The sequence below is a fragment of the Rhizobium sp. UBA1881 genome, from assembly GCF_002338015.1.
Taxonomy (GTDB): Bacteria; Pseudomonadota; Alphaproteobacteria; order Rhizobiales; family Rhizobiaceae; genus Rhizobium.
This window is the reverse complement of sequence record NZ_DDHH01000083.1, coordinates 1-16,084: the sequence shown is the minus strand read 5'-3', so window position 1 is coordinate 16,084 and position 16,084 is coordinate 1. Positions and strand designations below refer to the sequence as shown.

The window sequence follows — 16,084 nt, the reverse complement described above, 5'->3', positions numbered from 1 at the left end:
AGCCCCTCCCCCTTGTGGGGAGGGGTTGGGGAGGGGTCTTACGACACCTCCCAGTGCATTTTCTCTCAATGCGCCAAAGCCTTGATCGCCGGATAAAGCGCACGATACCGGCCGTAAGCCTCCTCATACGCCCCGCTCAACGCAGCATCGGGCTCGATCGTCCCATCCGTTTCCGGCGGCGTGCACACCGCGACCGGATCAGCCCCGGTCGCCGCGATCAGGCCAAGCCGCGCGGCACCGAAGGCGGCGCCGAAGTCGCCGTCGGCGGGCAGGTCGACGGGAACGCCGAGTGCTGTGGCGATCGAGGCCAGCCAGTAGCGCGAGCGCGAGCCGCCGCCGATGGCGGTGACGCGGGCGATATCGGTGCCGGCAGAGCGAAGCGCCTCGAGATTGTCGCGGATCGCGAACGACACGCCTTCGAGCACCGCCTGGGTCAGCACCACGCGGCTGCTCTCATGCTCGAGCCCGATGAAGGCGCCGCGGATGACGGCGTCGTTGTGCGGGGTGCGCTCGCCGGAGAGGTAGGGAAGGAAGGTGACGCCCGATGGCGCCTTCAGCGTTTCGCCAAGCTCGGCGGTCAGCTCCGCCGCCGACTTCCCCGTCACATGCGAATGCCAGTTCAGCGCGTCGGTGGCCGAGAGAATGACGCCCATCTGGTGCCAGGTGTTGGGCAGCGCGTGGCAGAAGGCGTGAACGGCGCTCTCCGGCTTCGGCAGATAGGAACCGTTGGCGGCGAAGAGCACGCCCGACGTGCCGAGCGAGACGAAGGCCGCGCCATGGCTGACGGTGCCCATGCCGCAGGCGGATGCCGCATTGTCGCCCGCCCCGCCGGCAACGACGACGGAACCGGTGATGCCCCATTGCGAGGCGAGCTCGCCGCGCAGCTTGCCGCCCTCTTCCGTGCCTTCGACCAGATCAGGCATGTGCTTTTCATCGAGACCGGTCGCGGCCAGGAGCTCGGACGACCACTTGCGCTTGCCGGTATCGAGCCAGGACGTGCCGGCGGAATCCGACATTTCGGAAATGTGCTCGCCGGTCAGCCACAGGCGGAGATAATCCTTCGGCAAAAGCACCTTGGCGACCTTGGCGAAAATCTCCGGCTCGTGCTTGGCGACCCAGGCAAGCTTCGGCGCGGTGAAGCCCGGGAAAACGATGTTGCCGGTAAGCTTGCGGAACTTCGGATCGGCATCGAGTGCTGCCGCCTCGAGATAGCTGCGCGTATCGTTCCAGAGAATGCAGGGACGCAGCACCTTGTCGTCGGCATCGAGCAGCGTCGCGCCGTGCATCTGGCCGGAAAGGCCGATGCCCCTGACCGCGGCAAGCTCTTTCGGGTGCTTCGCCTTCAGCCCAGCGATCGCCTCCTCGGTGGCGCGCACCCAATGCGACGGCTCCTGCTCCGACCAGCCGGAATGCGGACGCGACACGTCGAGCGAACCATTGGCCGAGCCGATGATCTTCTGATCGCCATCGATCAGCATGGCTTTGACGCCGGAGGTTCCGAGATCGAGACCCAGATACATTTACTTCTCCCTTTGCCGTTACGGCAGATTGTCTTTTAAAAAGATGTCGAGACGGATGCGCTCCTGCGCGTCGATGACCGAGAGCCCGTCGGCCTTGGCCTTCAACACGCGGATGGCGCTACGCACCTCGTGGCCCGCATCCTGGTTCAAGATTGCGTCGATCGTACCGTCGAGAAGTGCTGCGCGCGTATGATCAGTCAGTTCGTGCGCGATGACGGTGAGCGCCCGGTCAACGGATTTCTCCTTCAGCGCCCGGATCAAGCCGCGATTGCCGGCGCCGAGGCTATAGACGCCGATGATGCCGTCGCGCTTGGAGAGCGCATCCGAAACCAGCATATGCGCCATATCAGGATCGTCGCGCCCCTCGATGACGGGCAAGATGGAGAGACCGGGAAACTCCTCGGCCATGACGGCGGCAAAACCCTCCAGCCGCTCGCGATGGTCGCGCACCAGCATGGAGCCGGCGAGAACCGCGACGTCACCCTTGGCGCCGCCGAGAAAACGGCCGAGCAGCCGCGCCGCTGTTCGCCCCGCCGCGATATTGTCGACGCCGGCATAATGATGACGCTGCGAGCCGGTGAGGTCGGACACGACGGTGACAACAGGAATGCCGTCCTGCACCAGCCGGTCGACCGCATTGCGAACCTCGGGCGCATCGGTCGCGACCAGCGCCACGCCGGCGGGCCGCTCGATGCGCAGCGTATCGAGTTCAGCAGCAAGGGCTGTGGGATCGAAGGCCGGAACCTCCAAGGTGCGGATATCGGTGCGCTCCACCGGCGAGCGCGCAACGGCGGCCATCACCTCGGCGTTCAGCCCGTGCATGAAGGAATTGTCGCTGGCCGGGACGATGAACACGAACGAATAAGTCCGCCCCTTCGCGAGATTGGCGGCGGCGACGTCGCGCACATAACCGATCTCGCGAATGGCGGTTTCGACCTTCTCGCGTGTCACGTGCCGAACGCCCGGGCGCTGGTTCAGCACCCTATCAACAGTCGCGAGGCTGACGCCCGCAGCTGCGGCAATATCGTGAACCGTAGGTCTCATCGCTCCTCCTGAAGAGACCTTTAGCGCCATTTCTGATGTACGTAAATCAGATTTTTCTGCGACGTGTTCTGCGTGTTGAAATGACTGCTATTTTTCGTGATCCCTCGCGATTTCGGCTTCGAGCCTGGCTGCCGGACGCTTCAGATCACGCGGCCTGCCGGCGACGCTTTCGATCGCCGCCACGGCCAAATCCCGCGCGACGTAATCCGACTTGTGACCCATGTTATGGATCATCAGCAGCCGTGCGCCCTTGATGGCGCGGGCAAGATGGCGCGCGTGGATATCAGGCGAGACGACGCTGTCGGTGTCGCCCGAAATGATCACCGTCGGTGCATGGATGCGGCCATAGCGCGGCGAATTGCGCTTCGTCCATTCCAGGAGATTGGCGACATCGATGGCGTTGTCGCGGAAAGCCTTCGGCCCAAGCGCCTGCAACGCACGCGCCTCCTTGATGTAGCCGGGCGGCCGAGGATTGGGCGCGAAAACCGAGCGCGTGGCGCTGTCGATCATAGCAAGCCCCACCGGCGGCACGACGATGGCGCTGAACAGCGCGCCGGTTACCGGCACCTTCGCGGCATCGTAATACCAGGCGATACCACCAGGCCACGGGTAGACGGCGGGCGACAGAAAGACGAGGCCGAGCACCCGGTCGGGATGCCTGAGCGCGAAGCTCGCCGCCACCGCGCCGCCGAAGGAATGGCTGACGATGATCGCCTTGTTGATACCGCGTTTCGTCATGACATCAGCGATGGCATCGGCCTGCCCGTCTGGAAATGCATTCTCCTGACCACCGCGATCCGAGCGCCCGTGGCCGGGACGATCGACGAACAGGAGATCGGCGCGCCCCTCCAACAGGTCGCGAAACGAAAAGACTGAATCGTAGAGATTGGCGCTGGCGCCGTGGATGAACACGATCGGCGGCAGATCCGGACGCCGCGCCTTGAGATAAAGGCTGTTCATCCTGTAGCCGCCGACATCGATGCGCGCCTCGTCGGCGGGCAGACTGGCGGCGAACACATGGTTTGCGGCGGCGGACAAGATAAGAGTGAGGAGTGCAGCGAATCTGGCGGAAGCTTTGAACATGAAGCGCGGTCGATCCCGATGATATCGCTGTACATACGCGAAAACGCCGACTTTGGTTTCCCAAGCCGGCGCCAGAATTCGTCGAAGCTGTCGTGAACCGTCAGTGGCCGCCGCCACCCCCGCCACCGCCTTGCGGCGGCGCCGGCTTGTCGATCAGCACGATGCCGAGGATCATCGCCACGAAAAGTCCGGTGAGGATGACGAAAATATCGCTGAACGACATCACCATCGCCTGCTTCGTCACCATGCCGACCATCTGCTTGATCGCAACGGCAGCGCCATCCATGCCATACGTGTCGAACTTCGACGCCATGTTGTTGATCTGGTCGCTCGCGACAGGATTACCCCAGTCCAGATGCTCGCGGATCCGCTGGTAGTGCACGTCCTGGCGGTTCGTCAGCACCGTGTTGATAACCGCAAGACCGACGGCGCCGCCGAGGTTACGCGTCAGGTTGAAGAGGCCGGACGCGCCGCGCATGCGCGCCGGCGGCATCGTGCCAAGCGCGATATTGTTGATCGGCACCATGCACATCATCAGGCCGAAGCCGCGCAGGATCTGCGGGATGAAGAGCTCGTAGAAGTCCCAATCCGTGGTCACGCCGGTCATGATCCAGGTACCGGCGGCGAAGCTCGCAAAGCCGAGCACCATCATCAGGCGCAGATCCATTTTCGCCGACAGCTTGCCGGCGATCGGCGCGGTGAAGAACATGGCGAGACCGGAAACGAACATGGTCTCGCCGATCATCAGCGAATCGTAGCCGCGGATGCGCCCGAGATAGAGCGGGTAGATATAGGTCAGACCGTAGAGGCCGATACCCATGACGAAGGAAAACAGCGAGCCGACCGCGAAGTTTCGGTTGCTGAACGCCCTGAGATCAACGACGGGAAAGTCCACCTTGAAGGCGCGGTAGAAGAAGACCACGCAGCCGATCGCCGACGCGATGGCGCCCATGGTGATGTGGCTGTCATTGAACCAGTCGTTCGAGTTGCCTTCTTCGAGCACATATTCCAGCGCGCCGAGGAAGACGCCCATGGAGACCAGGCCCCACCAGTCGAACTTCTTGAACAGCGAGAATTCCGGCTTGTCGAAATCGATGAAATTCCAGGTCACGATCGTGACGATGATACCGGGAATGATGTTGACGAGGAACAGCCAGTGCCAGGAGAAGGCGTGGCTGAGGTATCCACCGACCGTCGGGCCGATGGTCGGCGCCAGCGTCGCGATCAGGCCGATGATCGGCGAGACGATGCTGCGCTTGGAGGGCGGGAAGATGGTGAAGGCCGCGGCAAACACCGACGGGATCATGCCGCCGCCGATGAAGCCCTGGATCGCACGATAGACGATCATCTGGTCGATATTCGTCGCGGTCGCGCAGAGTGCACTGGCAGCCGTGAACCCTGCCGCCGAGAAGGCGAACAGATAGCGCGTAGAGATGATGCGCGCGAGCGTACCCGACAGCGGAATCATGATGACTTCCGCGATCAGGTACGACGTCTGCACCCAGCCGATTTCATCCGTGCCGGCGCTGAGCCCGGCCTGGATTTCGGCCAGCGACGCCGACACGATCTGAATGTCCAGGATGGACATGAACATCCCCACCACCATCGCGAAAAACGCGATGAGCTTGCGGGGGTCCATGGCGTCGGCTGCCGGCGCGGCCGGCATCGATCCTGCTGTTGTGCTCGCGGCCATCGGCCTACCTCGTCTATTACGTGGCCAGGTTAAGCGCGAAGCGCCTTACTTGGCGGCATCCGGCGCCGTGCGCGTGTCGACGTCGACAACGACGCTGAGGCCGGCGCGCAGGCGACCCGTGTCGAGCGCGTCCTGCGGCAGGGCGATGCGAACCGGTACGCGCTGGATGATCTTGGTGAAGTTGCCCGTCGCGTTTTCAGGCGGCAGCAGCGAGAACACCGAGCCCGATGCCGGCGAGATCGATTCCACCGTGCCGACGATCGCATGATCGTCATAGGCGTCGACATGGACATTGACCTTGGAGCCCGGAACCAGATGCTGGATCTGCGTTTCCTTGAAGTTGGCGTCGATATAGAGCTGGCGGACCGGAACGAGCGCCATCAGGCGCTGGCCGGGCGAAACCAGATCGCCTTCCTGAACTGAGCGGTTGCCGACGACGCCGTCATAAGGCGCCTTCAGAACCGTGAAGGACAGGTCGCGCGCGGCCTTGTCGCGGGCAAGCTCGAGCTGGCGGATCGTGCCTTCGGCTTCGCGGCGCTGTGCGTGCAACAGCGTCACATTGGCTTCCGCCGATGCGATCGCGGCGTCGCCACCGACGAGATTGGCCTTTGCCTGGTCGAGCGCGATGTTCGCGGTATCGAGCGATGCGGTCGTGCCGACCGACTTCGCCTGCAGTTCGCTGGCGCGGGTCTGGGTGATCTGCGCGCCGCGAACGGTAGCATCGAGCGCAACCTTCTGCGCCTTGGCCTGGTCGAGGCTCGCCTCGCCGCCGGCGATCTGCGCGTCGATGCGCTGCAGCGACAGCTTCTCGGTGTCGAGCGAGGCCTGCGCCTGCTCCAGCGCCAGCTTGTAGTCGCCGTCGTCGAGCGTCGCCAGGGTGTCGCCGACCTTGACCTGCTGGTTGGCGACGACGTTCACCTTGGCGACGTAGCCAGTGACCTTCGGAGAGATCGTGGCGATATCGCCTTCGATATAGGCGTCATCCGTCGAGATCATGAAACGGCCGACCGTGAACCACTGGTAGCCGAAATAGGCAGCGCCGGCGAGAAGGGCCAGCCCGAGGATCGGCAGCACGGGGCTGCGCTTCTTTTTCTTCTGCTCAGGTGCCGTCTCGACCGGGGCGGCCACGGTCTGCGGCGTGCGCGGAGCTTCCGCGGTGACTGCTTCCTGGGCCTCACCTTCTGCAGGCTTGCTGACAATCCTGGTGACATTGGCGTTCTGGCTAGACGACATGAGAGAATACCGGTAAATCGAGTAAAACTGATCGAACTGAACGGTTCGGTTTAGTTGACATAGAGCCTTTTTACGTTCATATCAAGATGTATCGAACCACCCGGTTCGATTTTGTTAACGAAACATTCGCATGTGCGAATATGGTTAAGGAGCTATGACAGACTTTTCCGACGTTTCCGTGGAGGAATCGACATCTGCAGGAGGCAGATGGGCAGCGGGCGAAGATCCCGCAAAACGCAAACAAATTCTCGACGGTGCCCGCCGCGCGTTCATGAAATACGGCTTCGACGCCGCCAGCATGAACGACATCACGCGCGAGGCCGGCGTTTCGAAGGGTACGCTCTACGTATACTTCGCCAACAAGGAAGAGCTGTTCGCCGCGATGATCGAAAGCGAACGCGCCGCCTTCGTTGCCGCGATGCGCACCACGCTTGCAGAGCGCGAGGACGTGGAAACCGGTCTCCATGATTTCGGCATGGATTTCATAGCCCATATGACCGATGAGAAGGTCATCAGCGCCATGCGCACCGTGCTCGGTGTGCGCGACCGCATGCCGGCGCTCTGTCAGCGCTTCTTTAACGGCCCGGAAAACCTGCGCACCATCCTGCGCGACTATCTCATTCGCTATGTCGAGGCCGGCCAGCTTCATATCGACGACATCGAACTTGCCGCCGCCCAGTTCCTCGATCTCTCCAGCGGCAGCTTCTTCAAGTTCCGCCTGTTTGGCAGCATGGAAAAGCCGCCATCGAAACAGGAAGCCGAGCGCGTCATCAATGGCGCCGTGCGCATGTTCATGGCGACCTATGGGGTCGCGAACAAAGGCTGATCTACGCCTGACATCCCCGGATCAGGACCGTTCCGGCACAGGAGCGGTTCCGCTTAAACGACCTGGGCCATGGAATAAAACCCCGCCGACTTTCGTATACTCCCTTGCGCGCTTTCCAAGACATGCTTGCCAAGCAGAGGCGCGCGATTACATTCGAGCGACCGCTAATGTGGCGCAAAGGGATATACATAGATGCAAGACATCATGATGCTCGTGCAGGACCCGGCCGCCTGGGTGGCCCTCGTCACCCTGGTGGTGATGGAAGTGGTCCTCGGGATCGACAATCTCATCTTCATTTCCATCCTCACCAACAAGCTTCCACCTGAAACCCGCGAAAAGGCCCGCAAGCTCGGCATCGGTCTGGCTCTGATCATGCGCCTGGCGTTGCTCGGCACCGTCGCCTGGATCGTCAAGCTGACGACGCCGGTCTTCGAAGTCTTCGGCCACGGCTTCTCCTGGAAGGACATGATCCTGATCGCCGGCGGTCTCTTCCTCCTCTGGAAGGCGACCAAGGAAATCCACCACACGGTGGACCCTGTCGACCATGAGAACGATGCGGCATCCGCTGCCGTCGTCGCGAGCTTCACCGCCGTCATCGGCCAGATCCTGGTCCTCGACCTGGTCTTCTCCGTCGACAGCATCATCACCGCCGTCGGCATGACGCCGCACCTGCCGATCATGGTGATCGCGGTCGTCGCCGCCGTCACCGTCATGCTGGTTGCCGCGACCCCGCTTGCCAACTTCATCGAGAAGAACCCGACCATCGTCATGCTGGCGCTCGGCTTCCTGATGATGATCGGCACGACGCTGATCGCCGAAGGCATGGGCTTCCACGTCCCCAAGGGCTACGTCTACGCCGCCATGGCCTTCTCGGCCCTCGTCGAGGTGCTCAACATGCTGGCCCGCAACGCCAAGAAGCGAAAGCGCGAGGCAAACAAGCAGAATACCCTGCACTAAAAACAAAACGGGCGCGGCCATCAGGCCGCGCCCGTTTTGCATCTGAGCCATCTTTCAGAGCATGTCGCCGAGCGTCCAGTGGTTCGCCCAGCGCGCGTCGATCTCGTCCTCGACATTTTGAAAGCGGATATCGGTCGAAAGCCGGATCCGGCCCTCGGCGCTGCGATTGGTGGTCGAGGCATGGATCATGTAGGGGCTGTGCAGAACCACGTCGCCCGCCTCGTAATCGGCGATCAGCCAGCGCGTATCGAAGCGCTCGGCCATCCCGGGCAGATCCTTCGACACCCAGCCGCCCTCGCTCATGTTCCTGTTATAAGCGCTGATCCGCTCTTCCGGAGTAAGGCCAACGCTCTTCTCCGCAAACGCCTCCTCCATCCTTTTGCCAATCGCGTGCGAGCCCTCGAGATAGACCAGCCCGCCCATGTCGACAGGCGTATCGCCGAGTGGGATCCAGGCCGTGACGATCCGGCTCGTTCCGCCGCGCAGATAGACGAGATCGTAATGCGCGGGCGTCGCCGTCGGCGTGCCGGGGCGCGTGAAGCGCATGATCTTGCGCTTGTGGAGATAAGAGATGCCGGAAAGGAACTGGTCCATGAACCGCGTCAACCGAGGCTGTGCGCAAAACCCCTTGTAAGCCGCCGAGCGCACCAGCGCCATCAGGATGCGGTCGGCCAGCTGCTTCTCGGGCTCGGCGCCAGATGCCAGCCCGAGCGCCGGATCGGACCCCGCCTCGATCAGCCCGGACCGCGCCAGATGCGAGAACACCCATCCGCGAAACGCCAGAACATCATCTCGTTTGAGGAACCCCTTCAGCCAGACATAGCCGTCCCGCTCATAGCGCTCGCGGATCGCTTCGAGCCCGACATCCGGATCCGTCGCCTCCAGCCTCCCCATGCGGCGCGGCGCACTCGACAGGCGCTTGCCGTCGGCGAACAGCTCGATCGCCGCCGCATTGCAGGATTGAACCGCTAGACTTGACATTTCGATCACCTCCCAAGCGAATACTGTGACGATTTATCGCCTGCCCCGGGGAGGAAGACCATGGACGGAAGAACGGGCTGGACTTTTCGCTTATGAGCGACACCACAATCGCGCTCTATCGCTCGCCACCATCAGGTGTCACCAGCCTGGCCGTCACAGGCTTCGGCCGCCAGCGCGTCACCAGCCGGCTCAAGAACCGCAGGTTACCGACACATGCCGTCGTGATGGTGGAGCGCGGGCACGGTTGGCTGCAGAGCGACAAGGCGGGAACGATCGAGATATCGGGCCCGGCGCTCTTCTGGCTTCCTGCTGGAATGGTGCACGGCTATGGCCCCGATCCGGGCGAAAGCTGGGACGAGCGCTGGGCGCTGTTTTCAGGCACCCTCGCCGACGAATGGCTCCGCCAGCGCCTGATCGACGAGGCAGCGCCAGTGATGCCGCTCGAAAACCCGCGCGAGATGCGACACCTCTTCGCCACGCTGCAGGACGAGTTCGCCGAAGACAATCTGCTCGGCCTCGCCGCATCGGCCGCGACGCTCTATCGGATCGTCGTCGAGGCCGCGCGACAGGCATCCCGCGCGACAGCGAGTGCCAGGACAGATACGACGATTGAGAGGGTGGTGGAAACGCTGGAGCAGCGGGCGTTCGAACCGGTCGACATGACCGCTCTCGCCTCTGAATTCGGCCTGTCGCCGGCGACGCTGCGCCGACGCTTTGCGGCCGCGACCGGGCTTTCGCCCAAGGCCTTCCAGCTGCGCCTGCGCATCGACCATGCCAAGCAGCTGCTGACGACGTCGGACCTTGCGATCGAGGCGATTGCGCGCGCGATCGGCCTCGACGACGCCTTTTATTTCTCACGGCTGTTCCAGGATCGCGAACGGTGCTCGCCGAGCGAATTTCGCCGTCGGCACCGTCGCGCCTGATAAAATCAGCCGGCCGCCAGTTCCTTGTCGATCGCCTGCACCAGCCGCTGGTCGTCGGCGGTCACATCGGGTGCGAAGCGCGCGACGACCTTGCCGTCGCGGCCGACCAGGAACTTCTCGAAGTTCCAGAGAACGCCCTTGTCGCCGGCTTCGGCGAGACCGCGATCGACCAGCTTCTCGCGCATCGGGCCTTCGCCCGTTGCCGGAAGGTCCATGCCCGTCAGTAGCTTGTAGAGCGGATGCTGGTCATCGCCCTTCACCGAAATCTTCGAGAAGATCGGGAATTTGACGTCATAGGTCAGCGTGCAGAACTCGACGATCTCGGCATCGGTGCCCGGCTCCTGGCCCTTGAAGTTGTTGGCCGGGAAGGCGGCGATCACAAAGCCGCGTTCGCGCTTGTCTTCGTAGAGCTTCTCCAGCCCTTCATACTGCGCCGTCAGCCCGCATTTCGAGGCGACGTTGACGACAAGCACGACCTTGCCCTTGTATTCGTTCAGCGTGGTCTCGCGGCCATCGGCGAGCTTTACCGGCACGCTCAAGATATCGGTCATAATCAATCTCCAACATGAAATACCGACGCGGAAGCTATACCCGCGCGCCCGTTTGTCCAGCGCGGAAATCGCCCGCTGGCAAAATCGCCCAAACCATCTAGTCTGGACGGAATGGCGCGGCCCCATGCAGAGGATCGGGCGGGAGGATCTGGATGTCTCGGGAAGTGTTTTTGGCAGCCTTCATCTGCGCCTGCCTGATCGCCGCCTCTATCGGCACCATGCTCAGCTATCACAAGCTGCCGAGCCACCACCGGCAGGAAGAGACCAACGCCGTCGTGCGGCTGGTCGCCAACATCTTCGTGGTCATGACCTCGCTGGTCTTCAGTCTGATGATCAACTCGGCGAAGAACACCTTCGAGGGCATCGACAGCAACGTCCATGCCTTCGCCACCGAAATCATCCTCTTCGACCAGACGCTTCGAACCTACGGGCTGGAAGCCAACGAAACCAAGCACAGGCTTTCCACCTACGTCGAAATCGCGCTTGGCAACGTGCCCCCATCCAGCGACCCGCTGGTCAAGGGCGACCCCGCCGCCGAGTTCGCCCTCAACGAAGTGGGCAACAGCCTGTCCCTTCTCACCCCTGATGATCCCGGCCATATCGCGCTCCTCAACAACGCCCGCCAGCAATACCAGCGGATCGTCGAGCAGCGCTGGGTTCTCGTTGAGCAATCCGAAGGCGTCATCCCGAGGCCGCTGATCGCCATGCTGGCGACATGGCTGATCCTGATCTTCGCGAGCTTCGGCTATCGCGCGCCGAAAAACATCATCGTCGTCTCGATGTTCGTCATCGCCGCCTTCCTGATCTCCGCTTCGATCTATCTGGTGCTCGACATGGATATCCCCTTCAACGGGCTCATCCAGATTTCCGACCTGCCGCTGCGCCGCGCGCTGGCCGAACTTCAACGCTGACGACAACCGGATGCGGAACCATATCGCCGCTCGATCGGTTTGGTCCGTATGAAGAGCACAGAAAAGAAAGCCCGCCGCGGCATGACGCGGTTCGTCGCCATCATCTTCACCGTCGCCGTGGTCATGGCCGTAGTCTATTATTTCGGCTTCACGCCCGGATCGGCCTGACGGCAATCACTTAGCCGGCTTGAAGATCCACTTCACGACATAGTCGCCGTTGCGCTTGGTCTTGATCTTGGTCTTGACCCTGACGGGACCACCGATGGCCTCCTCCGCCGCCTCGAATGCCTGGCGCGCCTGCGCCATGGCATCGTGATAGCTGGAGTTGTCGCGTCGCGGGCTGTCGGCGATCGCTTTCAACAGCGCGAGCGTATCAGGCGCCTTCTCATCCGGACGCTTGTTGCCAGCTGCGCCCTTGCGCGTCTCATTGCCCATGCTCACTCCTCGGCGGCGCCGTCCGCCCATCAGCGTCCATATACCGGCCTCGACCGAAATCTCAATGCGAACGATACCCAGCGGCTGCGCGCCGCATGAATTTTGCACGCCCTAAGCCATTGAAGTACATCGCGCGCGGCACAGTTATCCGCGAAGGCCGGGAAATCTCCCGGCATCCGATCTCTATTCCCGGAAACGCATGACAACACAGCAGATTCTCGCCTTCGGCGTCATTGGCCTGATGATGGCGGTCTTCATCTGGGACCGCTTTCGCTACGATCTCGTCGCCGGCTGCGCGCTGGTGCTGGCGATCGCCGTTGGCCTCGTGCCCTTCGACAAGGCCTTCTCCGGCTTCAGCGACGATATCGTCATCATCGTCGGCAGCGCGCTCGTCGTCAGCGCCGGCGTCGCCCGCTCCGGCATCGTCGATACCGCAATCAAGCGCTTCTTTCCCAATCTCGACACGCTGCATACCCAACTCGCGCTGTTGCTTATCGTCGTCGCCGTCCTCTCCGCCTTCATCAAGAACATCGGCGCGCTGGCGATCATGATCCCCGTCGCCTTCCAGTTCGCCCGCAAGAGCGGCAAGTCGCCCTCGCTCTACCTGATGCCGATGAGCTTCGCAGCCCTGCTCGGTGGTCTGATGACGCAGATCGGCACCTCGCCCAACATCGTCGTCTCGCGCCTGCGCGGCGAGATCACCGGCACGCCCTTCACCATGTTCGACTTCACCCCCGTCGGCGCCACGCTGGCGCTTGTCGGCGTCGTCTTCCTGATCTTCTTCCACTGGCTGGTCCCTGAGCGAAAGAATGAGAACCCCTCGCTCGAGGAAGCGCTCGACGCCAAGGCCTATTTCTCCGAAGCAACAGTCGCGGAGGAATCGACCGTCGAGGGCAAGCCACTCAGCGATCTCATCAAGCTCGGCGACGGCGACGCCGTGGCGACCGCCATCCTGCGCGGCCACACCCGCCTCTCGCCCTTCCCCGATGTGGCACTCAAAAGCGGCGACACGCTGCTGCTGGAGGGTAGCCCCGACGCGCTCGACCGCATCGTCTCCAATGCCAAGCTGAAGCTCTCCGGCAAGCCGATCGCCGATCCCGCCGAGCGCAACGACCTCATCTCGATCGAGGTGATCGTCGCCTCGGAATCACAGCTGGTCGGCTGGTCCGCGCGGCAGCTGTCGCTGTCGAACCGCCGCAGCGTCAATCTGCTCGCCGTCTCCCGCAAGGGCCACCGGCTGAACGAGCGGCTGAGCGAAGTGAGGCTGCGCGCCGGTGACGTGCTGGTGCTGCAGGGCAACCGCCGCAACCTTCCCGCCTTCCTGCAAGAATTCGCCTGCCTGCCGCTTGCCCAGCGCGACATCATGCTCGGCACCTCGCGTCGTGCCTATCTGCCGCTTCTGATCCTCCTCGCCGCCATGGCCGCGACCGCCACCGGCGTCGTCCCTGTCGCGACGTCCTTCTTCTGCGCCGCGCTCGCCATGGTCGTCTTCCGCGTCATCCCGCTGGTCGATGTCTACAAGGCGCTTGACGCCCCCATCCTGATCATGCTCGCGACGCTGATCCCGGTCTCCGACACATTGAGGACCACGGGAGGAAGCGAGCTGATTGCCGGCTGGCTCGGCCATCTCGCAGCCCAGATGCCGCACTACGGCGCGCTGGCACTGATCCTGATCACCGCCATGGCCGTCACGCCTTTCCTCAACAACGCCGCCACCGTTCTCGTTATGGCGCCCATTGCCGCGAGCTTCGCCCAGACGCTCGGCTACAAGCCCGACGCCTTCCTGATGGCTGTGGCGATCGGCGCCGGCTGCGATTTCCTGACGCCCATCGGCCACCAGTGCAACACGCTGGTCTTCGGTCCCGGCGGCTATCGCTTCAGCGATTACCCCCGCCTCGGCCTGCCGCTCTCCTTCCTGATCATCCTCGTCAGCGTGCCGCTGCTGCTCTGGGTCTGGCCAGTAACTTAAGAAGGCACTTGAGACTCGACGTGAGCGGCGTGCCGAACTGGCGCAACCGACGGCGCGGGCGGCATTTTCCTTGACGTGTGCAGCCGAATATGGCCTTAAAGCCAGCCAAACGGACAATTGGCCGGGCAAGCGGGCGAAATGCCCTTTTCCGGCCGGTTTCCTGATCCAGTTATCTGCATTCTTCAGGCCGAGCGTTGCTTTCCCTCAGAAAGCCGTCCGGCATTTATTTGACGGGCACATAAAATGACAGCTTCCGGCGTCCGCGTCCGCATTGCTCCCTCGCCAACCGGCGAGCCGCATGTCGGCACCGCATACATCGCACTCTTCAACTATCTCTTCGCCAAGAAGCACGGCGGCGAGTTCATCCTGCGTATCGAAGACACCGATGCCACGCGCTCGACGCCCGAATTCGAAACCAAGGTGCTCGACGCCTTGAAGTGGTGCGGCCTGGAATGGTCGGAAGGCCCCGATATCGGCGGCCCCTACGGCCCCTATCGCCAGTCCGACCGCAAGGAGATGTACCAGCCCTACGCCCAGGAACTGCTGGACAAGGGTCACGCCTTCCGCTGCTTCTGCACGCCCGAGCGCCTGACCGAAATGCGCGAGGCCCAGCGCGCCTCGGGCAAGCCGCCGAAGTATGACGGTCTCTGCCTGAAGTATTCCGCCGAGGAAGTCTCCGCCAAGCTGGCATCGGGCGAAAGCTCCGTCATCCGCATGAAGATCCCGACCGAGGGTTCCTGCGACTTCACCGACGGCGTCTACGGTGACGTCTCGATCCCGTGGGATTCGGTCGACATGCAGGTCCTGATCAAGGGCGACGGCATGCCGACCTATCACATGGCAAACGTCATCGACGACCATCTGATGAAGATCACCCACGTCGCGCGCGGCGAGGAGTGGCTGGCATCGGTGCCGAAGCACATCCTGCTCTACCGCTATTTCGAGTGGGAACAGCCTGTCTTCATGCATCTCTCGCTGATGAGAAATGCCGACAAGTCGAAGCTCTCGAAGCGCAAGAACCCGACCTCGATCAGCTATTACTCCGCGCTCGGCTATATCCCGGAAGCGCTGATGAACTTCCTCGGCCTGTTCTTCGTGCAGATCGCCGAAGGCGAGGAACTGCTCGACATCGAGGAACTGGCCGGCAAGTTCGACCCGGAAAACCTCTCAAAGGCTGGCGCCATCTTCGACATCCAGAAGCTCGACTGGCTGAACGGCCGGTGGATCCGCGAGAAGATGTCGGAAGAAGAGTTCCAGAGCCGCGTTCTCACCTGGGCGATGGAAAACGATCGCCTCAAGGCCGGCATGGCGCTGTCGCAGTCGCGCATCTCCAAGCTCGGCGAACTGCCGGAGCTGATGGGCTTCCTCCTGAAGTCGGACCTCAACCTCGATCCGTCCGCCTTCGCCAAGATCAAGTCGCCGCCGGAAGAGATTCTCGAGATCTTGAACACGGTGCAGCCGGATCTGGAAAAGATCCTCGAGTGGAACGTCGAATCCATCGAAGCCGAACTGCGCGCCATCGGCGACCGCATGGGCAAGAAGCTCAAGGTCATCGTCGCCCCGCTCTTCGTCGCCGTCTCCGGCTCGTCGCGCTCGCTGCCGCTGTTTGACAGTATGGCCATCCTCGGCCGCTCGGTCGTCCGCCAGCGCCTGAAACTGGCCGCCCAGGCCGTGGCCTCGCTGGTGGGACCGAAGTAATTTGACAAGAAAGTGCCGGCGTTAACGTCGGCATTCTGAAGTACCCCCCTCTGCCCTGCCGGGCATCTCCCCCACAAGTGGGGAGATCGACCAGCGGTCCGGTCTACGCCAAACAATGAGCGTAGACGATCGGGTGAGCCCAGCCAATCTCCCCCCTTGTGGGGGAGATGCCCGTCATGGCATAGTGGGGAATCCCCGCTCCGCCGCCCGCTTCTCACCAGCCGATCAACCGATCAAGCCGCAACCGCACCCTGCTTGCG

The 16,084-nt window shown here is 62.7% G+C and carries 14 protein-coding genes; 6 read left to right on the top strand and 8 right to left on the bottom strand.

Annotation, left to right across the window (positions count from 1 at the left end; translation table 11 throughout):
- Window positions 1–65: 65 nt before the first annotated feature.
- From xylB to B3605_RS10000, 5 genes are all read right to left on the bottom strand, one after another.
- Complete coding sequence (gene xylB / locus B3605_RS10020) at window positions 66–1,520, bottom strand: xylulokinase (RefSeq protein WP_112944172.1); 1,455 nt, start codon at window positions 1,518–1,520, stop codon at window positions 66–68.
- Window positions 1,521–1,538: 18 nt separating this feature from the next.
- The gene (locus B3605_RS10015) at window positions 1,539–2,564 is read right to left on the bottom strand and encodes a LacI family DNA-binding transcriptional regulator (RefSeq protein WP_112944173.1); all 1,026 of its coding nucleotides are present in this window, start codon (window positions 2,562–2,564) and stop codon (window positions 1,539–1,541) included.
- 87 nt (window positions 2,565–2,651) lie between these two features.
- Window positions 2,652–3,647: an alpha/beta fold hydrolase gene (locus B3605_RS10010; protein WP_112944174.1), complete on the bottom strand. Its 996-nt coding sequence runs from the start codon at window positions 3,645–3,647 to the stop codon at window positions 2,652–2,654.
- Window positions 3,648–3,747: 100 nt separating this feature from the next.
- Window positions 3,748–5,340: a DHA2 family efflux MFS transporter permease subunit gene (locus B3605_RS10005; protein WP_112944175.1), complete on the bottom strand. Its 1,593-nt coding sequence runs from the start codon at window positions 5,338–5,340 to the stop codon at window positions 3,748–3,750.
- Window positions 5,341–5,385: 45 nt separating this feature from the next.
- Window positions 5,386–6,573: an HlyD family secretion protein gene (locus B3605_RS10000; RefSeq protein WP_018901985.1), complete on the bottom strand. Its 1,188-nt coding sequence runs from the start codon at window positions 6,571–6,573 to the stop codon at window positions 5,386–5,388.
- A 154-nt stretch (window positions 6,574–6,727) separates the two neighbouring features.
- Here B3605_RS10000 and B3605_RS09995 point away from each other — a divergent pair, with 154 nt between their 5' ends.
- Window positions 6,728–7,399 carry a TetR/AcrR family transcriptional regulator gene (locus tag B3605_RS09995; RefSeq protein WP_112944176.1) on the top strand — a complete coding sequence of 224 codons (672 nt, stop codon included), beginning with the start codon at window positions 6,728–6,730 and terminating at the stop codon, window positions 7,397–7,399.
- Window positions 7,400–7,591: 192 nt separating this feature from the next.
- On the top strand, window positions 7,592–8,356 hold the full coding sequence (locus tag B3605_RS09990; RefSeq protein WP_018901987.1) for a TerC family protein: 765 nt from the start codon (window positions 7,592–7,594) through the stop codon (window positions 8,354–8,356).
- 54 nt (window positions 8,357–8,410) lie between these two features.
- Here the strand turns inward: B3605_RS09990 and B3605_RS09985 are convergent, their stop codons facing one another.
- Window positions 8,411–9,337, bottom strand: coding sequence for a phytanoyl-CoA dioxygenase family protein (locus B3605_RS09985; protein WP_112944177.1), 927 nt, complete (start codon window positions 9,335–9,337; stop codon window positions 8,411–8,413).
- Between the two features lie 92 nt (window positions 9,338–9,429).
- On the opposite strand from B3605_RS09985, the gene B3605_RS09980 reads away from it, so the two are divergent.
- On the top strand, window positions 9,430–10,260 hold the full coding sequence (locus B3605_RS09980; protein ID WP_112944178.1) for a helix-turn-helix domain-containing protein: 831 nt from the start codon (window positions 9,430–9,432) through the stop codon (window positions 10,258–10,260).
- A 5-nt stretch (window positions 10,261–10,265) separates the two neighbouring features.
- Here B3605_RS09980 and B3605_RS09975 read toward each other — a convergent pair whose 3' ends face one another.
- Window positions 10,266–10,811 (bottom strand): glutathione peroxidase, encoded by a 546-nt coding sequence (locus B3605_RS09975; protein WP_112944179.1) that lies wholly within the window; start codon window positions 10,809–10,811, stop codon window positions 10,266–10,268.
- A 152-nt stretch (window positions 10,812–10,963) separates the two neighbouring features.
- Between B3605_RS09975 and B3605_RS09970 the strand changes: the two genes are divergently transcribed.
- Window positions 10,964–11,722: a DUF4239 domain-containing protein gene (locus tag B3605_RS09970; RefSeq protein ID WP_026283632.1), complete on the top strand. Its 759-nt coding sequence runs from the start codon at window positions 10,964–10,966 to the stop codon at window positions 11,720–11,722.
- Window positions 11,723–11,896: 174 nt separating this feature from the next.
- Here B3605_RS09970 and B3605_RS09965 read toward each other — a convergent pair whose 3' ends face one another.
- Entirely contained in the window at window positions 11,897–12,157 is a 261-nt protein-coding gene (locus tag B3605_RS09965; RefSeq protein ID WP_183796206.1) for a hypothetical protein, read from the bottom strand.
- A gap of 199 nt (window positions 12,158–12,356) precedes the next feature.
- Between B3605_RS09965 and B3605_RS09960 the strand changes: the two genes are divergently transcribed.
- Together B3605_RS09960 and gltX are read left to right on the top strand one after the other, a co-directional pair.
- Window positions 12,357–14,126, top strand: coding sequence for an SLC13 family permease (locus tag B3605_RS09960; protein WP_112944180.1), 1,770 nt, complete (start codon window positions 12,357–12,359; stop codon window positions 14,124–14,126).
- A gap of 243 nt (window positions 14,127–14,369) precedes the next feature.
- Window positions 14,370–15,824, top strand: coding sequence for a glutamate--tRNA ligase (gene gltX / locus B3605_RS09955; RefSeq protein ID WP_112944181.1), 1,455 nt, complete (start codon window positions 14,370–14,372; stop codon window positions 15,822–15,824).
- Window positions 15,825–16,084: the final 260 nt, after the last annotated feature.

Bases quoted from the DNA above. Each gene is read 5' to 3' on its own strand.
- xylB (WP_112944172.1), bottom strand. From the start codon at position 1,520: ATGTATCTGGGTCTCGATCTCGGAACCTCCGGCGTCAAAGCCATGCTG.
- B3605_RS10015 (WP_112944173.1), bottom strand. From the start codon at position 2,564: ATGAGACCTACGGTTCACGATATTGCCGCAGCTGCGGGCGTCAGCCTC.
- B3605_RS10010 (WP_112944174.1), bottom strand. From the start codon at position 3,647: ATGTTCAAAGCTTCCGCCAGATTCGCTGCACTCCTCACTCTTATCTTG.
- B3605_RS10005 (WP_112944175.1), bottom strand. From the start codon at position 5,340: ATGGCCGCGAGCACAACAGCAGGATCGATGCCGGCCGCGCCGGCAGCC.
- B3605_RS10000 (WP_018901985.1), bottom strand. From the start codon at position 6,573: ATGTCGTCTAGCCAGAACGCCAATGTCACCAGGATTGTCAGCAAGCCT.
- B3605_RS09995 (WP_112944176.1), top strand. From the start codon at position 6,728: ATGACAGACTTTTCCGACGTTTCCGTGGAGGAATCGACATCTGCAGGA.
- B3605_RS09990 (WP_018901987.1), top strand. From the start codon at position 7,592: ATGCAAGACATCATGATGCTCGTGCAGGACCCGGCCGCCTGGGTGGCC.
- B3605_RS09985 (WP_112944177.1), bottom strand. From the start codon at position 9,337: ATGTCAAGTCTAGCGGTTCAATCCTGCAATGCGGCGGCGATCGAGCTG.
- B3605_RS09980 (WP_112944178.1), top strand. From the start codon at position 9,430: ATGAGCGACACCACAATCGCGCTCTATCGCTCGCCACCATCAGGTGTC.
- B3605_RS09975 (WP_112944179.1), bottom strand. From the start codon at position 10,811: ATGACCGATATCTTGAGCGTGCCGGTAAAGCTCGCCGATGGCCGCGAG.
- B3605_RS09970 (WP_026283632.1), top strand. From the start codon at position 10,964: ATGTCTCGGGAAGTGTTTTTGGCAGCCTTCATCTGCGCCTGCCTGATC.
- B3605_RS09965 (WP_183796206.1), bottom strand. From the start codon at position 12,157: ATGGGCAATGAGACGCGCAAGGGCGCAGCTGGCAACAAGCGTCCGGAT.
- B3605_RS09960 (WP_112944180.1), top strand. From the start codon at position 12,357: ATGACAACACAGCAGATTCTCGCCTTCGGCGTCATTGGCCTGATGATG.
- gltX (WP_112944181.1), top strand. From the start codon at position 14,370: ATGACAGCTTCCGGCGTCCGCGTCCGCATTGCTCCCTCGCCAACCGGC.